Below are 24,931 nucleotides of genomic sequence, written 5' to 3'. Positions count from 1 at the left end.
ACCGCTAGCGCGGGAGGGATGCAGTCTGCCCAGGCTCATAGGCAAGGTCGCCATTGTAACAGGTGGGTCCCGCGGGCTCGGCCGGGCGATGGCCATGGCCATGGCTCGCGAAGGGGCGCGCGTGGCGGTGGTCGCGCGCGGGGGTGAAGCCGGAGCGAAGGTTGTGGAGGAGATCGCAGCCGCCGGAGGAGAGGCCTCGTTCTTCCGCTGCAACGTATCCTCGCGGGAACAGGTTGACGCGATGGTGGACGCCGTCGTCCAGCGTTTCGGGAGCCTGGAGATCCTGGTCAACAACGCGGGGACACTGAGCAGGCTGCCGTTCGAAGACATACCTGAAGACGAGTGGGACAGGGTGATCGCCACAAACGTGAAGAGCGTCTACCTGTGCTGCCAGGCGGCCGGCAGGGAGATGATCCGCCGGGGCTACGGGCGCATAGTTAACATAACGTCGATCTGGCAGGAGGAAGTGCTGCCCAACCGCACCGTCTACTCGGCATCCAAGGCGGCCGTGAGGCAACTCACGCGCGTACTCGCGGCCGAGTGGGGGCGCCATAACATCACGGTAAACTCGGTTGCGCCGGGCGTCATGATGACGGAAATGGCGAGGCCCGTGCTCTCCGACCCCGCCGTCTCCACGAGGTTTGTTTCCAGGACATCCACCGGAAGGCTGGGCGACCCCGAGGATCTGTGCGGCCTGGTGATTTACCTGGCCTCCGAGGAATCGAGGCACGTGAGCGGGCAGTCCATCCGCGTGGACGGGGGCTACTACTAACCGGGCGGCCGTGATGGGCAGCCCGTGGCTGGCCCTGGCCACTCGACGAGGTGGGCCGGCGGTACCGGGCGGGGTGATGATAATGAACCTGTCGCGCAGGGACGAAATGATGCTTGAGGGTCGCGAGGGACCGGCGGTCAGGGCGGCGATGGAGATCCTGGTGCGGGTCGGCGACGCTTACGGCGCCGATGAACTCGTCGACGCGCATGGGGTCCACATAGGCGGAGTCTCATTCGGGACTTCCGGTGAAGGCGGTCTCGATTTCGCCCTCAAGTTCGCGTCGCTGGGCGCGCGGGTGAGAGTGCCAACCACCCTCAACATCAGCGGCCGCGACGCGACGAACTGGCGCCGGTTCGGCCTCCCTCAGGTTTTCGCCGGCAAGTGCGCGTCAATGGAGCAGGCATATTTGAGTATGGGGTGCATCCCGACCTGGACGTGCGCCCCATACCAGGTAGGGATGCATCCGCGTTTCGGAGAGCTGGTCGCCTGGTCGGAATCGAATGCGATAGTGTACGCCAATTCTGTGCTCGGAGCCAGGACGCCCAGATATGGCGACTTTGTCCCGCTGTGTGTAGCCATCACCGGACGGGCGCCCAGATTCGGCCTGTATCTCGACGACGCCAGAGAACCCAGCGTGCACCTGGCGTTTCGCGGTCTCGAGAACCACGATGGAGGCAAGGATGTGCTTGCCTCCGCGATAGGGCACCTGACCGGGGAGATAGCGGGGGCAAGGGTGCCCGTGCTGACGGGAATCCCGCGGAGTTTCCGGGCGGACGAACTCAAGGCGTTGGGAGCCAGCGCGGCGTCGGGCGGAGCTGTCGGGATGTTTCATGCCGCCGGAATCACGCCTGAAGCGCCCACCCTGGAAACGGTCCTGAGGGGCGCAAAGCCCGAGAAATACGAATTCTCGCTGGAAGACTTAATGGGCACGGCCCGCCGCCTGTCCTCCACCGACGGGGGCCCCGTGGAGCTGGTCGCCCTCGGATGCCCGCACTTTTCATTTGACGAGATGAGGCGGCTGGCGTCGGCCCTGGGAGGCAGGCGGGTTTCGCCGTCGACCAGGGTGTGGGTGTTCACTAATCGGGTCACTGCGAGCTGGGCGGACGAGACGGGTATCGGTGGGGCGCTGCGCGAGTCCGGCGTCGAAATCAGCACCGACTCGTGCCTGCTGAGCTGGCCCTCGGAAGCATGGGATTTCGGTTCGCTTATGACCAATTCCGGTAAGTTCGCGTTCTACAGCAGGTCCAGATGCGACGCAGTCCTGCTCGGGTCGCTCGAGGAGTGCGCTGAGGTCGCAGTATCTGGTTTCGCCCGGAGGTGATCGAATGGCCGCGGTAACCCTGTCCATATCCCGTACGGTGATACCGGGGAAGGTCAAGGGGAGGGCGGTGGTCACCCGCCAGCCGCTGTCGTTGTGGGGCGGCCTCGACCCTGCGAGAGGAGTCGTGATCGAGAAGGGGCACGAACTCGAGGGAAGAAGCTGGGCGGGCTTCATCTTCGCGTATCCTGAAGGCAGGGGCTCCAGCACCAGTGCCGCGGTGCTCGTGGACGCGGTCCGCAGCGGCAGAGCGCCGCTGGCAGTCATCAACATCACAACCGATCCGGTTCTCGTGACGGGGTGCATAATTGCGGAGGTTCTGTACGAGAAGCGTATCCCGGTGGTTGAGGTTCCCGCGGAGTCGTTCGAACGCCTGGTTGATGGCGTAATAGTAGCTGTAGACACGGACCTGGGCATGGTCGTCGTAGAAGTGGACGAGAAAGGGACCGGGCATTCTTGTGGAGGTGACAGCAATGGGCAACGGCTTTAACGGAAAGATCCTGCGGGTGGACCTCACGTCGGGGACGTGGCGCACCGAAGAATACCCGGAAGAATTCTACCGTACCTATCTGGGCGGTCACGGCTTCACGTCCTACTTCCTCTTCAAGGAACTGAAAACGGGGACCGACCCGTTTGGGCCGGAGAATAAACTGGTGTTCGCTCCGGGAATCCTCGCGGGGTCGAACATAGCGGGTACGTGTAGGAGCAGCGTGGGGGCCAAATCTCCCCTCACAGGGGGCTACGGGACCAGCGAGGCGGGTGGAGTATGGCCGCAAGCGTTCAAGAGGACGGGCTACGATGCGCTCATCATCGAAGGCCGAGCGGCGCACCCCGTGTACCTCTTCATATCCCCCGAGAAGATGGAAATCAGGGACGCCAGGGGTTACTGGGGTAAGGAACCCAAAGACGTGCAGTCTGCTATACGTGACGAACTCGGGGACCCCCGCGTTAGTGTGGCCCAGATCGGCGTCGCTGGAGAGAACCGCGTAAGGTATGCTACGGTGGCAAACGACCTCCGGCACCTGTACGGACGGACCGGCATGGGTGCGGTCATGGGTTCGAAGAACCTCAAGGCGATCGCGGTTAAGGGGGAGGGGCAGCTGACTATGGCTGACCCCGACGGGGTACGCGCCTTTGCAAAGCTGATGGCGGACGAGGCCCGGACGAGAGTACCAAGGTATTTTGACACGGGTACCGCGGGGTCGGTCCTCATCCTCAATGCCGCGGGGGGCTTGCCGACGAGGAACTTCCGCTCGACGTATTTCGAGGGGGCAGAGAAGGTCTCCGGCGAACTGGTGAGGGATAGGTTCCAGATCAAAAGGCACAGCTGCTACGGATGCCCGATCCCTTGCAAGTCGGTGTGCGCTTCCGACGGCAAGTACAAGGTCGATCCGGATTATGGTGGGCCGGAGTATGAGACGATGGCCGCCTTCGGGTCCAACTGCGGCGTGGACGACCTCGATGCAGTCGTGAAGGGCAACGAGATGTGTAATCGCTACGGTATCGACACAATATCCGCCGGCGTGACAATATCCTTCGCTATGGAGTGCTTCGAGAGAGGCATTCTCTCGAAGGAAGACACGGGAGGACTGGACCTCCGCTTCGGAAACGCGGAAGCCATGCTTGAGTGCCTCGACATGATCGCCTCAAGGCAGGGCTTCGGGGACATCCTTGCAGAGGGCTCGCACCGCGCTTCCCGGAAGATCGGCCGTGGCTCGGAGCAGTACGCCTACCATATTAAAGGCCAGGAGACACCGCTGCACGATCCGAGGTTCAAGAAGGGGCTGGGTCTCGGGTATGCCATATCCCCCACGGGGAGTGACCACTGTCACAATATCCATGACACCATGTGGAACAAAAGCGTCGATGCGCTCAAGCCGTTCGGGATCCTCGAAGGGCTGCACGAGGCGGAGCTTTCCCCGCGAAAGGTCAGGCTGACATACTATGTGGTCAACTGGTACCATTTCATAAACTGTGGGCACATCTGCATGCTCACCCCCTGGCGTCCGCAAGAGGTCGTGGACATCGTCAAGGCCGTGACGGGCTGGCAGACTAGCGTTCACGAACTCCTGAAAGTTGGCGAGCGCGCCCACAATCTCGGCAGGATATTCGACCTGAGAGAGGGATTCTCGGCCGCCGATGACACCATCAACACTTGCTTCCTGAAGCCCATCGAGTCCGGCGTCCTGAAGGGTTCTGTCGTGGAAGAGAGGGAATTCCGCGATTCGCTGGCACTCCTCTACGAGATGTCAGGCTGGAACCAGGATGGCGAACCCACGCGAGGAAAGCTCGCCGAACTGGGCATCGAGTGGGCGGCCACCTAGCTAACTGGACGCCACCTGGCGAAGCAGGCGAACCTTTCACTAACCAGACGGCCCGGTCGCCCCGGGCCGTCTCTGCTCGAGTGTCAAGCCATTGTTGAGCTGATGTTGAACGCGGATTAACCCCGTGGAAGGATTTCAGGAATCACCATCGAATGTGTGGTATACCACAACCTTACCAAGGTATACCGTGCAAGACCGCTGGTCTGACCGGCGCAGGGCTGCCGGTTGAAGGGGGAGATCCGGTGAAGGAAGTCGCTATCAAGATCATGGAGACGATGCTCCGGATGAGGAAGTTCGAGGAACACGCCATCGAGATTTTCAGCGAAGGCCTTATGGGCGGGGTGCTGCACACGTACATCGGCGAGGAGGCCATAGCCGCCGGCGTGTGCGCCAACCTCCGCAAGGACGATTACGTTACCGGTACGCACCGCGGGCACGGTCACTGTATAGCAAAGGGATCGCCCCCGTTCCGGATGATGGCCGAGCTGATGGGTCGAAAGGACGGGTGCAACAAGGGTAAGGGCGGATCGATGCACACCATGGACTTCGAGAACGGGGTCCTGGGTTCAAATGGAATAGTAGGTTCGGGGATACCGATCGCCACCGGAGCCGCTCTCTCAGCGAAGATTCGCGGGACCGACCAGGTGGCGGTCGCATTTTTCGGGGACGGCGCGACAAATAGGGGTTCATTCCACGAGGCCCTGAACATGGCGGCCATATGGGACCTGCCGGTCATATTCGTGTGCGAGGACAACAAGTGGGCCATATCGGTGCCGCGTGAAAAATCGACTCGTATCCAGGACCTGAGCACGAGGGCTAGCTCCTACGGGATGCCCGGAGCCGTGGTTAACGGCAACGACGCCATGGCGGTTTACGAGGCCGCGAAGAAGGCGGTGGAACGTGCGCGCTCGGGTGGTGGGCCGACGCTGCTCGTCTGCGACACCCTGAGACAGAGGGGTCACGAAGAAGGGGACGCTCAGGAGTACCGGCCAAAGGATGAGGTCGCCCGCGCGAAGGAGATCGACCCCATAAAGATCATGACGAAGCATCTCATCGGCCACGGATACATGACCGCCGAGCAAGTCGAAGCCCTCTATGGCAAAGTCGAAGCGGAAATGGCCGACGCAGTGGCCCGCGCGAGGAAGAGCGAGTTCCCGGCGCCGGAAGAAGCCCTTGATGACCTGTTCTCGGAGGTGGTGTAGATGAGGGAGATTACATACGCGGAGGCGTTGACGGAAGCTCTTCGTGAGGAAATGCGCAGGGACAAGGCGGTGTTCTGCCTTGGCGAGGACATCGGGAGGATAGGCGGCAACTTCGGGATCACCAAAGGGCTGCAAAAGGAGTTTGGCGAGGATAGGGTGCGCGACACGCCGATCAGCGAGGACGCCATTGTCGGGGCTTCGCTTGGCGCCGCCCTCACAGGGCTTCGCCCGGTCCCGGAGATCATGTTCTCCTCGTTCCTCGGGTGCTGCTGGGAGCAGATATGGAACCAGGTCTCCAAGGTCAGGTACATGAGCGGAGGCCAGGTGAAGGTGCCCATGGTCATCAGGACAGTGAACGCGATCGGTCGCTCGACGGCCGCGCAGCACAACGAGCGCCCCGAGGCGATGTTGATGCACATGCCCGGCCTGAAGGTGGTCGCCCCCGCGACTCCATACGATGCGAAGGGCCTCCTCAAGGCAGCCATCAGGTCGGACGACCCGGTGATATTCTTCGAGCAATGCTTCCTCTACTACACGGTCAAGGGAGAGGTGCCCGAGGGAGATTACACCGTGCCGATAGGGAAGGCGGACATCAAGCGTAAGGGCTCCGACCTTACCATAGCCACTTACTCCAACATGGTCCACAAGTCCATGCAGGCGGCCGCTGTCCTGTCAAAGGAAGACGGGGTCGAGGCCGAGGTCATCGACATGAGGACGCTGTCACCGATGGACATGGACACGGTCCTGGAGTCAGTGAAGAAGACGGGTAGGTTGATCGTCGCCACCGACGACTGCCGTCGCGGCAGCACCGGCGCGGAAATTGCCGCCGAGGTCGCCGAGAAGGGATTCGATTACCTGGATGCACCCGTAGTGCGCGTCGCCACCATGGACGTGCCCACGCCGTTCAGCAAACCCATGGAGAACTACATCATACCCACGCCGGAGAAGATCGTTGCGGCGGCGAGGGCCATGCTCGAGGGGTAGGAGATCAGGCGCCGCGGGGAGACGAATGACATGTCCAATACATCGAACCTTGTTTGTCGTTGCGAGGAGATAACTGAAGAGGAAGTGCTGTCGGCTATCGCTTCTGGCGCCGGCTCCGTAACGTGGGTCAAGCGGTTCACTCGGGCGGGAATGGGCCTCTGCCAGGGAGGCGTGTGCGGGCGCCTGGTTGCCAATGTCGTCAGGCAGAGGACCGGGGCCGCGCCGGAGTTCGTCCTTCCGGACAGCCGGCGTCCTCCCGTCAGGCCCATCCCCATTTCGATCCTGGCGGACGCGTACGACGGACACGAGAGTCCCACGGGTCTGCTTCCGGATGACGACTCGGACGTTCGTCTGATAAAGGCACAGCCAAAGCCCCAGTTCCAGTCCACCGTGAAGGCGGATGTGGTGGTGATAGGCGCTGGTGCTCTCGGATGCGCAATCGCGTACTACCTTGCTAAGAAGGGCCAGAAAAACGTGGTCGTGGTTGACAAGGGTGCGCCAGGGTGCGAGCAATCGGGGAGGAACCCGGGAGGCATTCGTATGCTCGGCCGGCACCCGCTCGAGCTTCCCCTGGGACTGGAGTCGGCCGGAATCTGGCCATTCCTTGGCGATGAACTGGGAGAAGACCTCCAGTACTACGAGATGGGCTACCTGTGGGTCGCCTCCAACGAGGAAGAGGCCGAGTATCAAGCGAAGGTCGCGAAGACCCAGCAGGATAGCGGAGTTAACGTGGAGTTCCTGGACGGCGCCGAAATCCGTCGCAGGTTCCCCGCGGTATCTTCACACATAGTCGGAGGGGTTCACTGCCCGTCCGATGCCCAGGTTTACTGCGTTAAAGCAGTTAAAGGATTGGTCGCAGCGGCCAAACGGCGTGGTGTGGCATTCTACAACGATACCACCGTGACCGGGTTCGAATTCTCCGCCGGAAGGCTGTTCGCGATCATTACCGACAGGGGCCGCATTGAGGCCCCTGTCGCTGTACTCGCTGCCGGGCCGTGGTCGGCCCCGCTGGCGGAGAAGCTCGGGGTCAGGCTGCCCATATATGCTTGCCCCAACCAGATGATGGTAACGGAACCGCTGCCGCCAGTGGTGAAGCCGCTGGTGCTGAGCACGCACGCCGTGTGCCTGCAAAGGGTCGACGGCAACGTGATAATCGGCAACACGAACCTTCCCGGCCTCTCCGGTTTCAGCAAGCGTACGCTTCTCCCCGAGATGATTCGCTCGGCCAAGTTCATCAGCGAAGTCGTTCCATTGCTCCGTAAGGCCAACATCATCAGGAGCTGGGTGGGAACGATAGATTTCTCCGAAGACGACGTGCTGATTATGGGTGAACTCGGGGTCCCCGGTGTTTTCGTATCGTGCGGCGGTTCGGGTCACGCGTTCGCCCTGACGCCGGGAATAGGCAAGGTCATGGCCGAGCTGATCATGGACTCCCGCCCGTCCGTCTACATCGGTAACCTGTCCCTCAAGCGATTTGCGCAGGACCGCAGGACTGTGTCGGGGGCGCACTTCGCACACCAGCCTCATGACAGGGATAAGCGTACCGCGTGATGATCCGCGACAGCCGTTGAAGAGTCTGTTAGAAATGGGGGGATGGCGGTGGACGCGCAATATGTGCTGAGCCAGCTCGCAAACGGTCTGGCCATGGGCAGCATATACGCGCTCATAGCGATCGGCTACAGCATCATATACGGCATTCTGAAACTCATGAACTTCGCCCACGGCGACACGTACATGTTCGGTACATTCGTCGCCTTGTCGGTCATCCTGGCCACAGCCAGCGTGCCCGCAATGATTCTGGGAGCGTGCGTGTGTGGGGCGTTAATAGGTTTCAGCATAGAGCGGTTCGCGTACAGGCCGATCCGCGGTTCGCATCAGGCTGCCCCGATGATAAGCGCGGTCGGCGCAGCGCTGGTGCTCAGGAACTCGGCGCAACTCGTCTGGGGTACGAAGACCTATCCCTTCCCGGAGGTCATTCCCCGCTACTTTTACGAAGTGGGCGGGGTGAGGTTCTCCACCATGGAGATAACCATTTTCGGGATCGCGTTAATCCTGATGCTCGTTGTAGGCCTTCTGGTGGAAAGGACCAAGATCGGCATCGCGGTTCGTTGTGTGGCGCAGAGCATCCCCACATCTCAGCTCATGGGGATTCCGGTTAACAAGATCATCTCTATCGTGTATTCACTTGGCGCTGTTCTAGGCGTTGCCGCCGGCATTCTGTTTGCCGCTTACTACAACAGTGTGTTCATCGGGATGGGCTTCCTCGGCACCATGAAGGCGTTTACGGCCGGTCTCCTGGGCGGGCTGGGCAACATATACGGCGCCTTTCTGGGCGGCATACTTCTCGGGCTCATGGAGGCTCTGGCTTCAGGGTTCATTTCATCGGCGTACCGCGACGCCATAAGCTTTGGGGTCCTGATAGTGCTGTTGCTATTCAAGCCGACGGGACTACTGGGCAAACCGACGACGGGGGGGAGCGGTCAGCGAGCATGAGTTCGACAAAGAGGATCAGCAACCTGATCAAGAAAAACGCGCGGACAATATGCCCCTTGATGATCTTGCTGGTGCTCCTGGTTCCAAAGGTAGTAACCGACCAGTACATCCTCAGGGTAGCGAACATGATCATGCTGTACGGGATCCTGTCGCTCAGCCTGAACCTGGTGGGCGGCTACGCCGGTCAGCTCGCCCTGGGACACGCGGGATTCTATGGTATCGGCGCATACACCGCGACCCTGCTCATGATCAAACTGAAATGGTCGTTCATTACCGCAACTGTGGCAGCCACGCTTATCGCTGCTCTATCAGGGCTTTTGGTCGGCCTGCCGACACTGAGGGTGTCCGGTGATTACCTGATCATAGTGTCAATCGGCTTCGCCGAGATCCTTCGCATTATCTTCCTGAACTGGGTCGACGTAACGAGGGGCCCAATGGGAATCCCCGGCATTCCCTTTGCGAGCATAGCCGGGTACCAGTTCAGGACGAGCCAGGATTACTACTACCTGTACCTTGCCTGCCTTGTCCTGACCATACTTGTGGTCTACCGGATTGTACATTCCAAGGTGGGGCGGGCCCTCGTGGCCATTCGCGAAGACGAGCTTGCCGCCGCCGCGATGGGGATCAATACCACGTATTACAAAGTCGAGGCCTTCACTCTCTCCGCTGCTCTTACGGGTATGGCGGGGAGCTTGCTGGCTGTGTACCTGAGGTTCATAGGTCCGATGAGCTTCAACCTGGACGAGTCCCTGCTGATGTTCCAGATGATAATCCTCGGGGGACTGGCCAGCATACCCGGCTCGATCCTTGGCGCCGCCATCCTGGTTCTCATACCCGAGGTATTCAGGCCTCTATATGCGTACCGGATGTTGATTAACGGCCTGATCATGGTTCTCCTGATGATCTGGAGGCCACAGGGCATTATGGGCACGATTGCGGTGGGCCGCAAGAAGAAACCGGTGCAACCGGGACCGGCCCAACCCGTCGGCAATGTGGGGCCGGGAGCGACTCCCGCGTAGACCAGCCATCGAAGGCAGGTGTGGATGCATGGTCGTTTTGGAAGCCAGGAAGCTATCGAGGCACTTCGGTGGTCTCAAGGCCGTGTCCCAGCTTGATTTCCAGATCGAAAAGGGCCAGATATTCGGGATGATCGGACCCAACGGGTCCGGGAAGACCACCGTGTTCAACGTGCTTACAGGGGTTTATAGGCCGACCTCCGGAGAGGTCATCTTTAGTGGACAGAGCATTGGGGGACTGCCTCCTTACGAGATTACCAGATGCAGGATGGCCAGGACGTTCCAGAATATACGCCTGTTCTCGAACGCCACAGTGCTCGAAAACGTTCAAACGGGGATGCATTGCAGGTTGCAGGTTAACCTCATGGACGCCCTCCTCCGGAACCGCCGCTTTCGCGACTGCGAGAAGCAGTCGAAGGAAAAGGCCGAGGAATTGCTCGCCTTCCTGAGTCTCCTGCCGAGAAAATCCGAGCTTGCGGGGAACCTTCCCTACGGCGAGCAGAGAAGGGTCGAACTCGCTCGCGCACTCGCGAGTGAACCGGAAATCGTTCTGCTCGACGAGCCGACCGCCGGCATGAACCCGCAGGAATCTTCCACCATGATGGGCTGGATCCAGAAGATCAGGGAGTCAGGGGTCACCGTTTTTCTCATCGAGCACAACATGAAGGTTCTAATGGGCATATCGGACAGGGTTATCGCCCTGGACGCCGGGCAGAAGATTGCGGAAGGGCTTCCGCACGAAGTCAGCCGCGACCCTGCCGTCATCAAGGCGTATCTGGGATCGGAGGACTGAGAGATGCTCGCCGTCAATGACCTGTACGTGCATTATGGTGCGATCGAGGCCTTGCGGGGGGTCTCTCTCGAGGTCAACCAGGGGGAGATAGTCGCCTTGATCGGCTCAAACGGGGCAGGCAAGAGCACCCTGCTGAAGACGATATCGGGTCTGGTGCGACCCACCAGCGGTAGCATCGCGTACCTGGGGAGCAAGATCGACGACAAAACCCCTGAGCAGATAGTCAAGATGGGCATCAGCCAGGCCCCCGAGGGGAGGAACGTCTTCCCGTTATCCACAGTCCTCGAGAACCTGCTGATGGGCGCCTTCGTCCGGTCCGACAGGGACGGCGTGAAGAGGGACGTGGAGAAGTTCATGACGAGATTCCCCAGGTTGGGCGAGCGCCGTAACCAGCTTGCGGGGACTCTGAGCGGCGGGGAGCAGCAGATGCTCGCAACCAGTCGTGCACTCATGAGCCGCCCCAAGTTACTCTTGCTGGACGAGCCCTCCATGGGGCTTGCACCCACGCTAGTCAAGGACGTTTTCAGGATAATCCGCGAGATACGCGAGGAGGGAACCACCATCCTCCTTGTTGAGCAGAATGCCCTGCAGGCCTTGAGAATCGCCGACCGGGCCTACGTCCTCGAGACCGGTAGCATCGCGATGGCGGGCGGCGCACGAGAGCTGCTGGGAAGCGACCTCGTCAGGAAAGCGTATCTCGGTGAAGAGTAGGCTGTATCTCTCTCAATGATGCGACGAAAGGGGTGAAAAGTGAGGGGGTAAAGGGTGTTTGCCGGTGACGTACCAAACAGGTCGGACACGAAACGATCGGACACGAAACGAAAGGAGAGACGAGTGAAGATGTTTGCGAATGCCAGGACACGACTGTTCTGTATCGTGGTATCGTTGTTGCTCGTTACGGCACTCCTGGCCGGCTGCGGCCAGCAGGCCGCGGCGCCCAAACCCGCCGAGCCAGCCAAACCTCAGTGGCCTGAGAAAATTTTCATCAGTATGGCGGGGCCCTTGACCGGTGACGCCGCCAACATGGGCGAAATGATGAAGAACGGCGCCACACTGGCGGTTGAGGAGATCAACGCGGCGGGCGGGATCAAGGGTGCCAAGATCGAGATCGTTATTTTCGATGATAAGGCAGACGCCAAGGAAGCGGCGGTAGTGGCCCAGAAGATCGCCGGCGACACCAGGTTCGTGGCGAATATCGGACATCTCTACAGTTCCTGCACCATGGCCGCGTTACCGATATACGACTCGGCAAACCTGGCGACCATTTCCTCAAGCTCCAGCGCTCCGCATGTTTCACAGCAGGGGTTCAAGAACTTCTACCGCACGATTCCGCACGACCAGATGCAGGGACCGGAGATGATAAATCAAGCCATAGCGACGTTCAAGGCTAAAAAAATAGCCATAATCTACGCGAACGACGACTACGGACGCGGGCTCCTCGCAGCAGCCGAAGGTGAGGCGCAGAAGAGAAAGGCCGAAGTCGAACTGGTGGCAAAGGAAACGTATGTGCCAATGACCGACAAGGACTTTACTCCTCAGCTCACCAAGGTGCGCAAGGCGAATCCCGATGCCATCCTGATTCTGGGCACCTATGTCGAGGCCGGCCCGATAGTCCGTCAGATGAGGAGCCTCGGGATGAAGCAGGTCGTGATGGGTGCGGCGGGCGTGCAGTCCTCCAGCTTCATAGAACTGGCCGGTAAGTCGGCAGAGGGCGCGTACGTTATCGGATACTGGGATCCGTCGAACCCCTCCGAGCAGACGCAGAAGTTCGTGAAGAACTTCCAGGCGAAGTTCGGCAAGGTTCCCGAGGAATACGCCGGATACGCGTACGACATCCCGTACCTTATCAAACAGGCGATCGAGAAGGTGGGCCTGGACCGTGCCAAAGTCCGCGACGCTCTCAGGGAGACGACGTTTAACGGACCCACCGGGTTGACGGCGTTCGACGAGAAGGGTGACCAGAAGTCGAAGAGGCAGGTCCTCCTTATCGTCAAGGACGGCAAGTTCGTCAACGCAGCGACCAGGTAGCCCGCAAGACGACCGCGGGGGCGAAGGGCATTCGCAACTCGGCGCGCATGCCCTCGCTCCTGCCTCGAGGCGCTACTGTTCGAGAGGATGAGTCGGATGAAGAAAAGGGTCGTGTTCCCTCAGCTCGGCCTGACGATGAGCGACGGCACCATAAATGAATGGCTCAAGAACGAGGGCGACGACGTCCAAAAGGGAGAACCCCTGTTTGTGGTCGAAACCGAGAAGGCCATGGTTGAGGTTGAAGCCACAGCCGGCGGGAATCTCGCGAAGATTATTACTCCGGTGGGCGTGAGGGTCCCCGTCGGCCAAACGGTAGCGTTCATCGTTACCGAGGGTGAGGTCATAAGCGGCGAGGATATAGCCGAAGCGTCGAACCCTTCGCCCGTGGAGGCCGGCGGGGCCGGAGGCAGTGGCGCGCCTGCGTTCGGGGCGGCGGAGGCCGGCCCTTCAGGGGATGCCGCGGTAGCAGAGGGAATAAAGGCCTCACCGCTGGCGAAGCGCCTTGCGCGGGAACACGGGATTGACCTATCCACGCTGAAGGGCTCAGGGCCCGGGGGGCGGATCGTCAAGGAGGATGTAGAGGCGGCCATCAGCGCGAAGGCGGCGGTCGCCAACAACAACGCATTTACCGGGGGTGCGGGGCCGGATTCGGCCGCGATGGCAACCTCCGGCGCGGACAGCCAGGAGATGATTGTGCCCCTTTCAACCGTTAAACGCATCACAGGCGAACGCGTTACCGACAGTTTCCGTAACGTTCCCCACTTCTACCTCACGATTGACATCGATGCCGACAGGCTGGCCGACTTCAGAGAATCCCTCGTGAAAGCCAGCGACCTGTCCGGCGGGGTCAGGGTTTCATACACGGATATCATTGTGAAGGCCGTTGCCCGGAGCCTTGCGGCACATCCCGAGATGAACGCTTCTTTCTCCGGCGAAGGCATAAGGAGGCAGGCGGCCGTCAACGTCGGGGTGGCGATGGACACCCCCAATGGGTTGGTGGTCCCGGTCGTGAAGAATGCCGACGCGCTGTCGCTAAACGACGTTGCGAGGCAGACACGTGTTCTGAGAGAGAAGGCCGCAGCCGGGAGACTCATGCCCGGCGACTTCGCGCTGGGGACCTTCACGGTATCCAACCTCGGGATGTTCGGCATCGACTCCTTCCACGCGATAATCAATCCGCCCGAGGCGGGGATCCTCGCGGTGGGGCAGATGCGGCAGGTTCCGGTCGTGAAGTCAGGAGCGCTCGTCGTGGGCTGGCGCGCGTCTCTCACCCTATCCTGCGACCACAGGGTCGTGGACGGAGCTCAGGGAGCCAGGTTCATGGCTACTCTACGGCGATACCTCGAGAACCCGGTAAACCTGGTCCTCTAGTCAACTCGGGAGGTGGGTGTAGTGAGGGGAGCGGCGATCGTCACCGGAGGGGCGAGCGGGATCGGTTTCGCGATAGCCAGCCGGCTAACCTGTGCGGGTTTCCCGGTAGTTATCGCGGACGTGGACCTCAAGGCTGCGACGCGCGCCGCCGCGGACCTATCCTCCGGCGGAGCCCGGGTTCTGCCCGTACAGGTTGACGTTACCAGCGACGCCGACGCCCGCGTGATGGTGGACGCGGCGATAAGTGAGTTCGGTAGGTTGGATGCTCTGGTAAACAACGCCGGGATATATCCTGCCCGCGCGTTTATGGAGATAGATGACGATCACTGGGACGCCATCTTCGACATCAATGTAAAAGGTGTTGTCCGGTGTTCCCAGGCGGCCCTGAGGGTAATGATACCCCAGCGCAGCGGACGGATCGTGAACATGGCGTCGGCCGACGGCAAACGGCCTGCCCTCGGCAACGCGGGCTACTGCGCATCCAAGGCGGCGGTGATGAGCTTGACGCGTTCGATAGCCCTGGAGATGGCGCCGCATGGAATACTCGTCAACGCTGTCGCCCCGGGATGGGTCGGTACGAAGAAAGTGTACGAATCGGACCGCTGGAAGGATGGCCTCGGGCAGATTCCGCTGAGGAGGCTGGGGACGCCTGAGGAGATAGGCGATGCGGTGGTATACCTTTGTTCGGAAGCGAGTTCGTACGTTACGGGCGAGGTCCTGAACGTAAACGGCGGCTTCCTGATGGATTGAGCCTGAGCCGCGGTGAACCGGTCGCCTGAGTCGCGCGCCGTGGCCGGGACACGGGTGAGGATTTGGAGGTGCCGGACGTGCGTGTCGATGAACACCCCATCCTGGGGCCCGCAGCCAGGAGTAACAGGGTGTGGATAGAACTGGATGGAAAGAGGATCGAGGCTTACGAAGGAGAACCCATAGCAGTGGCCCTCATTGCCGCAGGCGTCAAGTGGTTCAGAAAGACTGTAAAAGGCCACGCGCCGAGGGGTATCTTCTGCGCCATCGGCAGGTGCACGGACTGCGTCATGATAGTAGATGGGATCCCGAACGTGAAAACGTGCGTTACCCCCGTCAGAAATGGGATGAAGGTGCAGACGCAGATAGGTCGCGGCAATTGGGGGGTATCCGATGGAGAGGTTTGAACTTGCGGTCGTAGGCGGAGGCCCCGCGGGTCTTAGTGCGGCGGTTACGGCGGCCGAGCACGGCGTACGAGTACTCGTAATGGACGAGCAGGCTCAGCCGGGGGGGCAGCTCTTCAAACAGATTCACAAGTTCTTCGGTTCGAACGAGCACCTGGCCGGGGTCAGGGGATTCGAGATAGGCCGCATGTTGCTGGACAGGGCCCGCGACTTCGGTGTCGAGATAAGACTGGGGACTACCGTTTATGGGCTTTTCGATCCCAAGACCATCGCCGCGTTCGACAAGGACAGGCATTACATTGTCCAGACGGACAGGATAATCCTCGCTACCGGCGCCAGCGAGAACTCGCTTGCGTTCCCAGGATGGACACTTCCAGGGGTAATGGGGGCCGGCGCTGCCCAGACGCTCGTCAACATCCACCGTATCCTTCCGGGGAAAAGAGTGCTCATGGTCGGGTCGGGCAACGTCGGACTCATCGTGTCCTACCAGATCATGCAGGCCGGGGGAGACGTTGTCGCGCTGGTCGAGGCACTCCCCAGGATCGGCGGATACGGGGTTCACGCCTCGAAGATCAGGAGGGCGGGCGTCCCGATATTCACATCGTGCACCGTGAGAGAGGTCCGCGGCACGGAAAGCGTGGAGTCCGCGGTAATCTGCGATCTCGATGAATCGTTCAGCCCCGTCCCGGGGAGTGATCGCGATCTTGACGTGGACACCGTATGCATCGCCGTGGGACTCAAACCACTGATCGAGCTCGCAACCATGATCGGCGTAAGGGTGGCTTTCGTGCCCGACATGGGAGGGCATGTCCCTGTTCACGACGACAACATGGAAACAAACGTGCACGGGGTCTATATAGCGGGAGACATCTCCGGCGTTGAAGAGGCATCCTCGGCGATGGAAGAAGGAAGGCTTGCGGGTCTCTCGGTCGCCGAGTCCCTGGGGTACCTGAAATGCGTCGAGGCGGACGCGGCTAAGGCCGAGGTAAGGAGGCGCCTCGATGCGCTCAGGGGAGGGCCGTTTGGCCTTAAGCGGAGGCTGGCCAAGGTCCGCCTGTTCGAAGAAGTCAGGCATTCGGCTCTTTCGGCGTAACACGGTCCGCGGCGCGACTCCTGTTCAAGGCAGGTGTTATCGTGGATATCAAGAGTGAGCGCAAGAGCACGCGTAGTTACCGTGTCATCGTATCCGAGATACGGAAGCTCATAAAGGAAGGGAAACTGGCTCCGGGAGATCAGCTGCTGCCGGAACGGCAGCTCGCCGAGAAACTCGGCGTGAGCAGGCCCACAATACGGGAGGCTTTGAGCGCCCTGGAATACATGGGGCAGGTCGAAGTTACCAAGGCCGGCGCTATCATAACCGGGGCCAACATGGAGTCACTGATCGAACCCCTCGCCGATGCGCTCCTTTCCGAAAGGGAAAACGTCATGCACCTGCTCGAACTCAGGCGAATCCTCGAAGGCCAGGTGGCCCGGTTGGCGGCGCAGCGGGCCACGGAAGTCGATCTCTTGCGCCTGCGGGAATCGGTGGTTTCCCTCTGGAGGTGCGTGGAGACCGCGCAACCGCACGATGCCGAAGACGTGGCTTTCCACCAGTACGTGGCAGAAGCTTCGCGGAACCCCCTGATCTGCAACGTCATGACCATGATATCGGGGCTTATGAACGAGCACTACGAGGCCAGCCGGAGGAAACTGAACGCAGACATAGGTCGCGCCAGAGTGTACGCCAGGCAGCACCAGGAGATTTACGAAGCCATAGCCGCCCAGGATCCGAACCGGGCGGAAGCCAAGATTATGGAGCACATTACTATGGTTGAGCAGTTCCTCCGTGAGCATGAGGAGCTAAGCCCTTACAACGGGCCATCGAATAGCGAACTGTCCAGAGCCGTCGGCAACGGCAATGGAGGGCGTTGAACGGGAGATGATCGGGTGTGCCCTTGACAATGAAGGGCGGTTTCAATACGTACGAAATCCCCATAGGTATCCTGATGCTGCATACGATGTTCCCCAGGGTACGTGGGGATATAGGCAACGCGGCCACTTTCCCTTTTCCCGTCCGGTACAGGACGGTAAGAGGTGCCTCGCCCGATCGCGTCGTCCTCGGGAGAACCGACCCCGCTCTGCTGGCACCGTTTATCGCTGCCGCGAGGGAGCTCGAGTCCGAGGGCGTCAAGGCGATTACGACAAGTTGCGGGTTCCTTGCCATATTTCAGGAAGAGCTGGCAGCTTCGGTCAGTATCCCCGTCTTTGCATCGAGTCTAATGCAGGTGCCCGTCGTCGCGAGGACCCTGAACGGGCGACAGAAGGTAGGCGTCCTGACGGCCAATAAGAGCGGCCTGACGGAGGATCACTTCAGGGGAGCCGGCTGGAGTACGAGCGAAATCCCCGTGATCGTGGAAGGCTTGGAGGACAAGCCCGAATTCATGAAGACCCACGTGGGAAATGGAATGGAGGCCGATTTCGGGATCATCCGAGACGAGGTTGTGGGCAGGGCCCTCGAAATGGTGGAGCGCCACCCCGAAATCGGGGCGTTCGTGTTCGAATGCACGAACCTGCCGCCCTATTCCAGGGACGTCGCTCTTGTTACCGGTAGACCTGTTTACGATATCGTCACACTCACGCACATGGTGTACACTGCCGTGAAGCAGCGTTGCTACGTGTGCGTGTGTGACCGCCATAGGGGGTGAAGCGTTGGGTCGTCCGGTCAGTGGCGGATACAATTCGTATGGCCAGAATGTCGGCATCATCATGCTGGACACGAAGTTCCCGCGGTTGCCCGGTGATATAGGGAATGCCAGCACCTGGCGGTATCCGGTAATGTACCGGACCGTAAAGGGCGCGGTCACCAGCCGGATCATGGGGCATGAACCCGACCGGGAGCTGATTGGACCTTTCATAGACGCGGCAAGAGAACTCGAGGCTGCTGGCGCCAAAATCATCACGACGAGCTGTGGTTTCCTCGCTCCATTCCAGAGGATACTCGCCGACGAGGTCTCGGTCACAGTGGCGACGTCGAGCCTCCTACAGGTGCCCCTGGTGGCGAGGATGATCGGGCCACGGCGCAAGGTTGGAATTCTCACCGAGCGAGCCCGCTTCATGTCCGACGTGCATTTCGAAGCGGTCGGCTTCACTTCCAGGACCGTTTCGGTGGCCGTGGGCGGGCTCAGGGAAGGGTCGGAATTCGCGGATACTTTCATCGGGGGCAGGCTCGAGCTAGACTACGATGCCCTGGAGAGGGACATGATCGAGGGCACCGAACGGCTCGTACGTGAGAACCCCGAGGTCGGGGCGATAGTGTTCGAATGCACCAACATGGTGCCTTTCTCGAAGGCCGTGCAGGAGGCGGTCGGCCTCCCCGTATTTGACATCGTAACTCTCGTGGACTGGTGCTTCATGGCCAGCGAGTCGACATCGGAGCTGTGACCCATTTGTCGAAGGGGGGCAAGCGCTCACGCCCACTCGGGTGCGGGCGGCACGAGACATGACATCCACGATCGAGAAGCATGGCTTTGCAGCAATCGAAGAACTCCGCGCTACGCCCGGATTTCCGAGCGATGAGAGGCTTGCAAAGGGTCCCTGCGCTGTAATCGAATGCGTCCAGGAAATCCCATGCAACCCGTGCGAGGCCGCCTGTCCGAGGAATTCCATCAAAGTAGGAGTTCCGATAACGAACCTCCCGATCCTCGACGAGGACAGGTGCACGGGATGCGGAATATGCATAGCATCCTGCCCCGGCCTCGCGATATTCGTCGTCGACATGTCACAGAAGAACGGAAAGGCGAGCGTACAATTCCCGTGGGAATACCTGCCGATGCCCGTGACGGGTTCGACCGTGGAACTCGTCAACAGGGAGGGCGTCCCGGTCACTACGGGAACAGTGAAGGATGTGAGGACGGCGAAGGCTTACGATCGGACCACGGTGGTGACCGTGGAAGTGCCCAGGGAAAAAGCGCTGGAGGTAAGGGGTATAGCGAGGAGACCGAAGTAGAGTCTTTGCCGGAGAGGGCTCGCGCGTCGGGGCCTCGGTGTCGGAGCCTGCGCCGGCGGTGTAGCGGGTGATGTCTTGAAGATAGTTGTTCGTTCGTACGGTAACTTGAGCGACTTCCTGCCCCCGGACGGCACGCAGGTCGAGGCCGAGGTGCCCGACGGGTGCACCGTCGTGGGGATGATCAGGCATTTCAGAGTCTCGCCCGAGCATCTCTGGATGGTCTCCGTAAACGACTCCGTCGTTGGGGATGAGTCCGTACTCAGGCCGCTGGACAGGGTTACCCTGTTCACCCACATCACCGGGGGCTGAGGGGAGGAGGAATTAGGAGTGTTCGACTACGACGCAATTCTTGGTAAGACAGGCGACAGTCTAAAGAGGACTATCACGTGGCAGACGGCGGGAACGAAGCCTTATGGTAAGATCCTGTTCGGCTGCGGTTTGGCCAAGGCCGTTGGGGACGAAGCCGCGAAGCTCGGCAAAGAGAAGGCCTTGGTCGTAACGGACAAGACAGTAGTGGACCTGAAGGTCGCGGATGTTGTGGTTAGGTCGCTCGAGGCCAGCGGCTTCAAGGTGGTTGTATTCAGCGATGTTGAGCCGGAACCACGGATTGAGGTGGCGGACGCTGCGGCCGAGGTCGCCAGGAAAGGGTCATATGGAGTGGTCATAGGGTTAGGAGGAGGCAGCGCCATCGACACGTCGAAGGCCGCCGCGATTGCAGCGGGCAACCCCGGCCCGATCCTCGATTATGTCACCGGCAAGCCATTCGAGGCGCCCGGCCTGCCGAAGATCCTGATTCCTACCACTTCCGGTACCGGAAGCGAGGTCAGCAACTCGTTCGTCTTCAGTAAGGACGGCAAGAAGGTGTTCGCTGGCCATGCGATGCTGTTCGCGGACGTGGCTTTGATCGACCCAATCCTTACGAGTACCATGCCCCCCGCGATAACGGCAGGCACCGGGCTGGATGCCCTCTGCCACGCCGTCGAAGGGCTCATTCACCCAAAGGCGTACACCATGGGCGATGCGCTCAGCGCGAAATCAATCGAGCTCGTCTTCAAGTACCTGCCCCGCGCGACGAAGAACGGCGGTGATATCGAGGCGCGATACTACATGTCCTGGGCATCATCCCTTGGGATGATGTCCTACAACTGGACCGGAGGCCTTTATGCACACAGCGTGTCGTACGTGCTGACGCATTTCCTGAAGGCTGGCCACGGTTTCGGCTGCGGCATCTCGCTGCCGTACACGCTCATGTTCGACATCGACCTCGTGCGCGATAAGCTTAAGTACATGGCGAAGGCGATAGGGGTTCCGGAAGCTGTGGGCGACGCCCCCATGGCGGCGATCAGGCGTTCGTGGGAGCTTCTGGCCGAGGTGGGCCTGCCGCAGGGCTTGAAGGAAATGGGAGTCGAGCGATCAGCGATCGAGCTGTATGCCAGGGAGCTCATTGAAAAGTACTACAGGCCGTTCAATCCCCGGCCCATGAATCTCGAACAGGCTGTGCAGCTATTCGAAAGCATGTGGGATGGGCAGCTGAGGCCGATAGCGTAGCCAGGAGAGGATCATAAATGGATTTCGATTACGAACAGATACTTGCTGCGACCCCCGAAAGGCTCAGGTGCGCGTTAACGTGGCAGACGGCCGGCGCAAAGCCGGACGGGAAGATCCTGTTCGGCTGCGGGGTCGCGAGGAAGTGCGGGGAAGAGGCGGCGAAGATCGTGCGGTCGTCCGGAGGGCCTGACCGCCGGGCGTTGATCGTGACGGGCCGGAACGTCACCTCCATCGGGATCCCGGACCTCGTCAGGGCAGCGCTCGAGTCGAGCGGGTTCAGCGTGGACGTGTTCAGCGACGTCCAGCCCGAACCGCCGGCCGAGACACCCGACAGGGTCGCGGCGATGCTGAGGGATAGGGGCTTCGACGTCGTAGTCGGGCTCGGAGGCGGCAGCGCCCTGGACACGGCAAGGGCCGCGGCGGCGCTGGTCACGAATCCGGGCTCGATAACTGACTACGTGCCGGGAGGCGGGAGGCAGTTCGAAAAACCCGGTCTCCCGTCCATCATGATCCCCACGACCTCCGGCTCCGGCAGCGAGGTCAGCCCGTTCTTCGTATTTATCGTGGGGGGGAAGAAGCGGTCCGCGGGGCACCCCATGCTTTTCGCCGACGTGGCGCTGATCGACCCCATCCTTACCGTCACGATGCCCCCGGGAGTGACCGCCGGCACCGGATTGGACGCGCTCACCCACGCCGTGGAGGGCCTCACTCACATAAAAGCCTACCCGATCGGCGATGCCCTGAGCGTCAAGTCCGTGGAGCTCGTTTTCGAGTACCTGCCCCGCGCCACCGCTGACGGTTCGGACATCGAGGCCCGGTACTATATGTCCTGGGCGTCGGCACTCGGCATGATGTCTTACAGCTGGACCGGGGGGCTGTACGCGCACAGTATCTCGTACGTGTTGACCCACCACCTGGGTACCGGCCACGGGGCCGGATGCGGGATCGCTTTACCCTACACCCTCATGTTCAACATCGAGTTCATCAGGGAGAAGCTCGAGTATATGGCAGGGGCGGCAGGGCTCCAGGGAGGGCTGCCCGGCGATTGCGGCGATACTGCTCTCGCCGTAATCCGCCGTACTCAGGACCTGCTGGGCGAGGTCGGGATGCCGCGCAGATTGAAGGAGATGGGGGTCAAGCCGTCCGATGTAAGCCTGTATGCAGAGGATCTCGTAAGGGATTACCCGCGACCGTTCAACCCCCGGCCGATGACGCTACGGGGGGCTTCCCAGCTGTTCGAGAGCATGTGGGATGGCGAGCTGCGACCGATCGCCTGAGATATAAATAACGCCAGCACCTGGCGCTACCCTGTAATGTACCGGACTGCCCCCGTTTCATGCTGGACAGGCATTTTACCCCAGGGGTCCGCTCCGCAAGCCCATTTCTTGTATCGACGAGCCTACGTAATTTGCGCGGGCACGAGAACAATTAGCGAGGGAGGAACCCAGAAAAGTCGAAGCTAGGGAATAGCACCCCCGCCCATCAGACTGGGTTGCCCTGCGAAAGGTGATTATCGTGTCCATGACTCCCAGACGCCAAGCAATGCTGTGTTTCGTTCTGGGAAGCTACAAGCCGGTGAAAATCTCGGAACTTGCGCAAAGGTTCCGAGTCAGTCAACGTACCGCCCGATATGACCTGGCTGCGATCGATGCCTGGCTTCGATCGAAGGGCGGAAGCCTTCAAAAGCGATCCCGTCTTGGAGTTACCGTGGTGAAGCCCCTGAACCTGCCAGATTCCTTACCCGTTTCAGAGCGGGCTTCCTATGATTACGTCTGCTCGGCGACGGAACGGCGAGATCTGATAATCGCCGCTCTGATAGACAAAGGCCCTCTGACCGCGGCCCAGGTGGCCAGGAAATTGATGGTTAGCAGGAATACGGTTTTGAAGGATATGGACGGAGTCGAAGAATACCTGCGGACGCGGGGCGTACGGCTTTCAAGGATACGTGGCAAAGGCTGCGTGGCCACTGGTTCCGAACAGGCCATCCGTTCTCTTGCGGTGGACATTCTCTCCAGGGCCACTCAGGGCTATTCCTTGTGGGGAGGACGGCGCAAGCCCGGGGTACTTCCATTGGAATCGCGCGATCCACTTTCGCTGCGAACGGGCTCGTACGTACGCCCCATCTTGAAGCTGGTGGACGCCCACCTGCTTCCCCAGGTATTTGCTGCGGTGGCCAGCGCATGCCGCGCCAGCAACCTGCCCCTGGACGTTGCGGACATGTCCGGCGTGGTATGGCACGTGGCCGTGTTCCTCGGGAGATTCCGTCGGGGGAAAACCGTTACCATTCCTGAGTCGCAGCGACTGTTGTTCCAGGGGACTGTCGAGCACGAGGCGGCATCGATTCTGGCCGCGAAGTTGAAGGATGCGCTCGCGATCAAGGTCCCCGAGGACGAAATCGGTTACTTCACGGTGCAATTCCTCAGTTCTCGTAGGTCCGGCATTGTGTTGAGCCAGAACATTGCCCCCCCGGTCGATCCCGAGGTATCTTCACTTGCTTCGAGGTTCGTGGTGCTTGCCGAATCCCTCCTCGGGGTGCAGCTCGCGCAGGACAGGGAACTCCAACTGGGCCTGGCGCTGCACCTCGCTCCCATAGCGGAGCGCCTCCGGTTCGGGCTTCCCCTTAGAAATCCGCTGCTCGAAGACATTAAGTCCAAGTATCCCGGCATCTTTTTCGTAGCGAAGCAGTGCTCCGCTCTCCTCGCGGAGAAGTTCGGGCTGCCCGTACCGGATGATGAAGTGGGCTACCTCGCAATGTACCTCGGGGCCGCTCTTGAACGCCGGCGCTCCAGGGACAAGAGGATTCGCGTGATCCTGGCCTGTGGCAATGGTATAGGGGCGGCGCAGCTACTCGCAAGCATGGTGGCCACTCACATCCCCGAAGTAGAGATAGTCGAGGTGGCTTCTCATCTGGATGTACTCGGCCAGATCCTGCGTTCCGGCCCTGTGGACTACATCGTCTCGACTGTACCCCTTCCACCGCTGGGTCCCCCGGTTATCATGGTTCCACCCATAGTAGACGAGCGTGACATCGAGACCCTCCGCGATCGTCTCCTGGGGAGCACCCATGAAAACGCGAGTAGCCAGGAGGGCAACGCGACGAGGGTAGTTCGACACCGCGCTGCGAACGCCCTTGCGGAGGCCCTGCCTCCAAGCCGGATCGTGCTGGACGCGCCCTGTGGTACCCGGGTGGAAGCCGTCAGGATTGCAGGGACCCTGCTAGTGGAAGCGGGCCTGGCGTTGCCCATGTATGTGGACCGGATGGTCGAGCTCCTCGAGACACTGGGCCCGTATATTGTGGTTGCCCCCGGCGTAGCCCTGCCGCACGCGCGTCCGGAGGACGATGTGTCCGGCGTGGGTATGAGCATGGTGCGCCTGAAGGAACCCGTGGCCTTCGGCAGCGTGGTTAACGATCCGGTGGACCTTGTATTCGCGTTGTGCAGCGTCGACCTCGTTTCGCACCTCAAGGCCCTGACCGAACTGGCAGCAGTGGTCAATTCACCTGCAAAGCTCAACGGCCTCAGGCAGGTATCAGCCCCCGAGGGTGCTGCGGCTTTGCTGACGGGGAGCGGCGGTCCGCCTGGTCGTCGAATGAAAGGTGGGGGTCAGAATGAAAAAGAGGATCCTGGTAGTCTGCGGTAGCGGGCTCGGCTCGAGCCTTCTGGTCGAAATGAACATCGCGGAAGCGATTGGCGAGCTGGGGATCGACGCCGAGGTGTCGCACGCCGACCTGGCGTCCGCGAAGAGCCTCAAGCCCGACATCATCGTGGGGACCATGGATCTCTTTCCGCAGATCAAAGACAAGGCCCCCCACGTAGTGGCGCTGAGGAGCCTGTTCGACAAGAAGGAGGTGAAGGATAAGATCGCAAACCTGTTCGCCCCGCCTGGAGAGTCGTGACTGCGTGTCCGGCTCCGTGTACCCTTACAACCGTGAATGGAGGTGCGTACC

The 24,931-nt window shown here is 60.7% G+C and carries 25 protein-coding genes; all 25 read left to right on the top strand.

Annotation, left to right across the window (positions count from 1 at the left end):
- Positions 1 to 100 precede the first annotated feature (100 nt).
- On the top strand, positions 101 to 772 hold the full coding sequence (locus HPY55_00475) for an SDR family oxidoreductase (GenBank protein ID NPV69103.1): 672 nt from the start codon (positions 101 to 103) through the stop codon (positions 770 to 772).
- A 13-nt stretch (positions 773 to 785) separates the two neighbouring features.
- Complete coding sequence (locus HPY55_00470; GenBank protein ID NPV69102.1) at positions 786 to 2,093, top strand: DUF521 domain-containing protein; 1,308 nt, start codon at positions 786 to 788, stop codon at positions 2,091 to 2,093.
- 4 nt (positions 2,094 to 2,097) lie between these two features.
- Positions 2,098 to 2,580 (top strand): DUF126 domain-containing protein, encoded by a 483-nt coding sequence (locus HPY55_00465; protein ID NPV69101.1) that lies wholly within the window; start codon positions 2,098 to 2,100, stop codon positions 2,578 to 2,580.
- Positions 2,564 to 4,414, top strand: a complete 1,851-nt coding sequence (locus HPY55_00460; protein NPV69100.1) for an aldehyde ferredoxin oxidoreductase family protein — start codon at positions 2,564 to 2,566, stop codon at positions 4,412 to 4,414. The genes HPY55_00465 and HPY55_00460 overlap by 17 nt, the downstream gene beginning before the upstream one ends.
- A gap of 266 nt (positions 4,415 to 4,680) precedes the next feature.
- Positions 4,681 to 5,616, top strand: coding sequence for a thiamine pyrophosphate-dependent dehydrogenase E1 component subunit alpha (locus HPY55_00455; protein NPV69099.1), 936 nt, complete (start codon positions 4,681 to 4,683; stop codon positions 5,614 to 5,616).
- Positions 5,617 to 6,600 (top strand): alpha-ketoacid dehydrogenase subunit beta, encoded by a 984-nt coding sequence (locus HPY55_00450; protein ID NPV69098.1) that lies wholly within the window; start codon positions 5,617 to 5,619, stop codon positions 6,598 to 6,600.
- A gap of 30 nt (positions 6,601 to 6,630) precedes the next feature.
- Entirely contained in the window at positions 6,631 to 8,151 is a 1,521-nt protein-coding gene (locus HPY55_00445; GenBank protein NPV69097.1) for an FAD-dependent oxidoreductase, read from the top strand.
- A 48-nt stretch (positions 8,152 to 8,199) separates the two neighbouring features.
- Entirely contained in the window at positions 8,200 to 9,093 is an 894-nt protein-coding gene (locus HPY55_00440) for a branched-chain amino acid ABC transporter permease (protein ID NPV69096.1), read from the top strand.
- Positions 9,090 to 10,112, top strand: coding sequence for a branched-chain amino acid ABC transporter permease (locus tag HPY55_00435; GenBank protein ID NPV69095.1), 1,023 nt, complete (start codon positions 9,090 to 9,092; stop codon positions 10,110 to 10,112). Before HPY55_00440 ends, HPY55_00435 begins: the two co-directional genes overlap by 4 nt.
- Before the next feature lie 28 nt (positions 10,113 to 10,140).
- Positions 10,141 to 10,902, top strand: coding sequence for an ABC transporter ATP-binding protein (locus tag HPY55_00430; protein ID NPV69094.1), 762 nt, complete (start codon positions 10,141 to 10,143; stop codon positions 10,900 to 10,902).
- Positions 10,903 to 10,905: 3 nt separating this feature from the next.
- On the top strand, positions 10,906 to 11,613 hold the full coding sequence (locus HPY55_00425) for an ABC transporter ATP-binding protein (GenBank protein ID NPV69093.1): 708 nt from the start codon (positions 10,906 to 10,908) through the stop codon (positions 11,611 to 11,613).
- Between the two features lie 123 nt (positions 11,614 to 11,736).
- Positions 11,737 to 12,930: an ABC transporter substrate-binding protein gene (locus tag HPY55_00420; GenBank protein ID NPV69092.1), complete on the top strand. Its 1,194-nt coding sequence runs from the start codon at positions 11,737 to 11,739 to the stop codon at positions 12,928 to 12,930.
- Positions 12,931 to 13,026: 96 nt separating this feature from the next.
- Positions 13,027 to 14,301 (top strand): 2-oxo acid dehydrogenase subunit E2, encoded by a 1,275-nt coding sequence (locus tag HPY55_00415; GenBank protein NPV69091.1) that lies wholly within the window; start codon positions 13,027 to 13,029, stop codon positions 14,299 to 14,301.
- A gap of 21 nt (positions 14,302 to 14,322) precedes the next feature.
- Positions 14,323 to 15,051: an SDR family oxidoreductase gene (locus HPY55_00410; GenBank protein NPV69090.1), complete on the top strand. Its 729-nt coding sequence runs from the start codon at positions 14,323 to 14,325 to the stop codon at positions 15,049 to 15,051.
- Between the two features lie 77 nt (positions 15,052 to 15,128).
- Positions 15,129 to 15,455: a (2Fe-2S)-binding protein gene (locus HPY55_00405; GenBank protein NPV69089.1), complete on the top strand. Its 327-nt coding sequence runs from the start codon at positions 15,129 to 15,131 to the stop codon at positions 15,453 to 15,455.
- On the top strand, positions 15,442 to 16,545 hold the full coding sequence (locus HPY55_00400; GenBank protein NPV69088.1) for an FAD-dependent oxidoreductase: 1,104 nt from the start codon (positions 15,442 to 15,444) through the stop codon (positions 16,543 to 16,545). Before HPY55_00405 ends, HPY55_00400 begins: the two co-directional genes overlap by 14 nt.
- 41 nt (positions 16,546 to 16,586) lie before the next feature.
- Positions 16,587 to 17,363 carry a FadR family transcriptional regulator gene (locus HPY55_00395; GenBank protein ID NPV69087.1) on the top strand — a complete coding sequence of 259 codons (777 nt, stop codon included), beginning with the start codon at positions 16,587 to 16,589 and terminating at the stop codon, positions 17,361 to 17,363.
- 29 nt (positions 17,364 to 17,392) lie between these two features.
- Entirely contained in the window at positions 17,393 to 18,136 is a 744-nt protein-coding gene (locus HPY55_00390) for an aspartate/glutamate racemase family protein (protein ID NPV69086.1), read from the top strand.
- A 4-nt stretch (positions 18,137 to 18,140) separates the two neighbouring features.
- On the top strand, positions 18,141 to 18,872 hold the full coding sequence (locus HPY55_00385) for an aspartate/glutamate racemase family protein (GenBank protein NPV69085.1): 732 nt from the start codon (positions 18,141 to 18,143) through the stop codon (positions 18,870 to 18,872).
- A gap of 58 nt (positions 18,873 to 18,930) precedes the next feature.
- Positions 18,931 to 19,437, top strand: coding sequence for a 4Fe-4S binding protein (locus HPY55_00380; GenBank protein NPV69084.1), 507 nt, complete (start codon positions 18,931 to 18,933; stop codon positions 19,435 to 19,437).
- A 75-nt stretch (positions 19,438 to 19,512) separates the two neighbouring features.
- A complete protein-coding gene (locus HPY55_00375; GenBank protein NPV69083.1) occupies positions 19,513 to 19,746 on the top strand; it encodes a hypothetical protein in 234 nt (77 codons plus the stop codon).
- Between the two features lie 18 nt (positions 19,747 to 19,764).
- A complete protein-coding gene (locus HPY55_00370) occupies positions 19,765 to 20,985 on the top strand; it encodes an iron-containing alcohol dehydrogenase (protein ID NPV69082.1) in 1,221 nt (406 codons plus the stop codon).
- Positions 20,986 to 21,002: 17 nt separating this feature from the next.
- The gene (locus HPY55_00365) at positions 21,003 to 22,262 is read left to right on the top strand and encodes an iron-containing alcohol dehydrogenase (protein NPV69081.1); all 1,260 of its coding nucleotides are present in this window, start codon (positions 21,003 to 21,005) and stop codon (positions 22,260 to 22,262) included.
- Positions 22,263 to 22,695: 433 nt separating this feature from the next.
- Positions 22,696 to 24,624 carry a PRD domain-containing protein gene (locus HPY55_00360; protein NPV69080.1) on the top strand — a complete coding sequence of 643 codons (1,929 nt, stop codon included), beginning with the start codon at positions 22,696 to 22,698 and terminating at the stop codon, positions 24,622 to 24,624.
- A complete protein-coding gene (locus tag HPY55_00355) occupies positions 24,593 to 24,880 on the top strand; it encodes a PTS sugar transporter subunit IIB (protein NPV69079.1) in 288 nt (95 codons plus the stop codon). The genes HPY55_00360 and HPY55_00355 overlap by 32 nt, the downstream gene beginning before the upstream one ends.
- Positions 24,881 to 24,931: the final 51 nt, after the last annotated feature.

Source organism: Bacillota bacterium (assembly GCA_013178305.1).
Classification (GTDB): domain Bacteria; phylum Bacillota; class Sulfobacillia; order JABLXB01; family JABLXB01; genus JABLXB01.
This window is presented reverse-complemented; position numbering and strand designations above follow the sequence as displayed.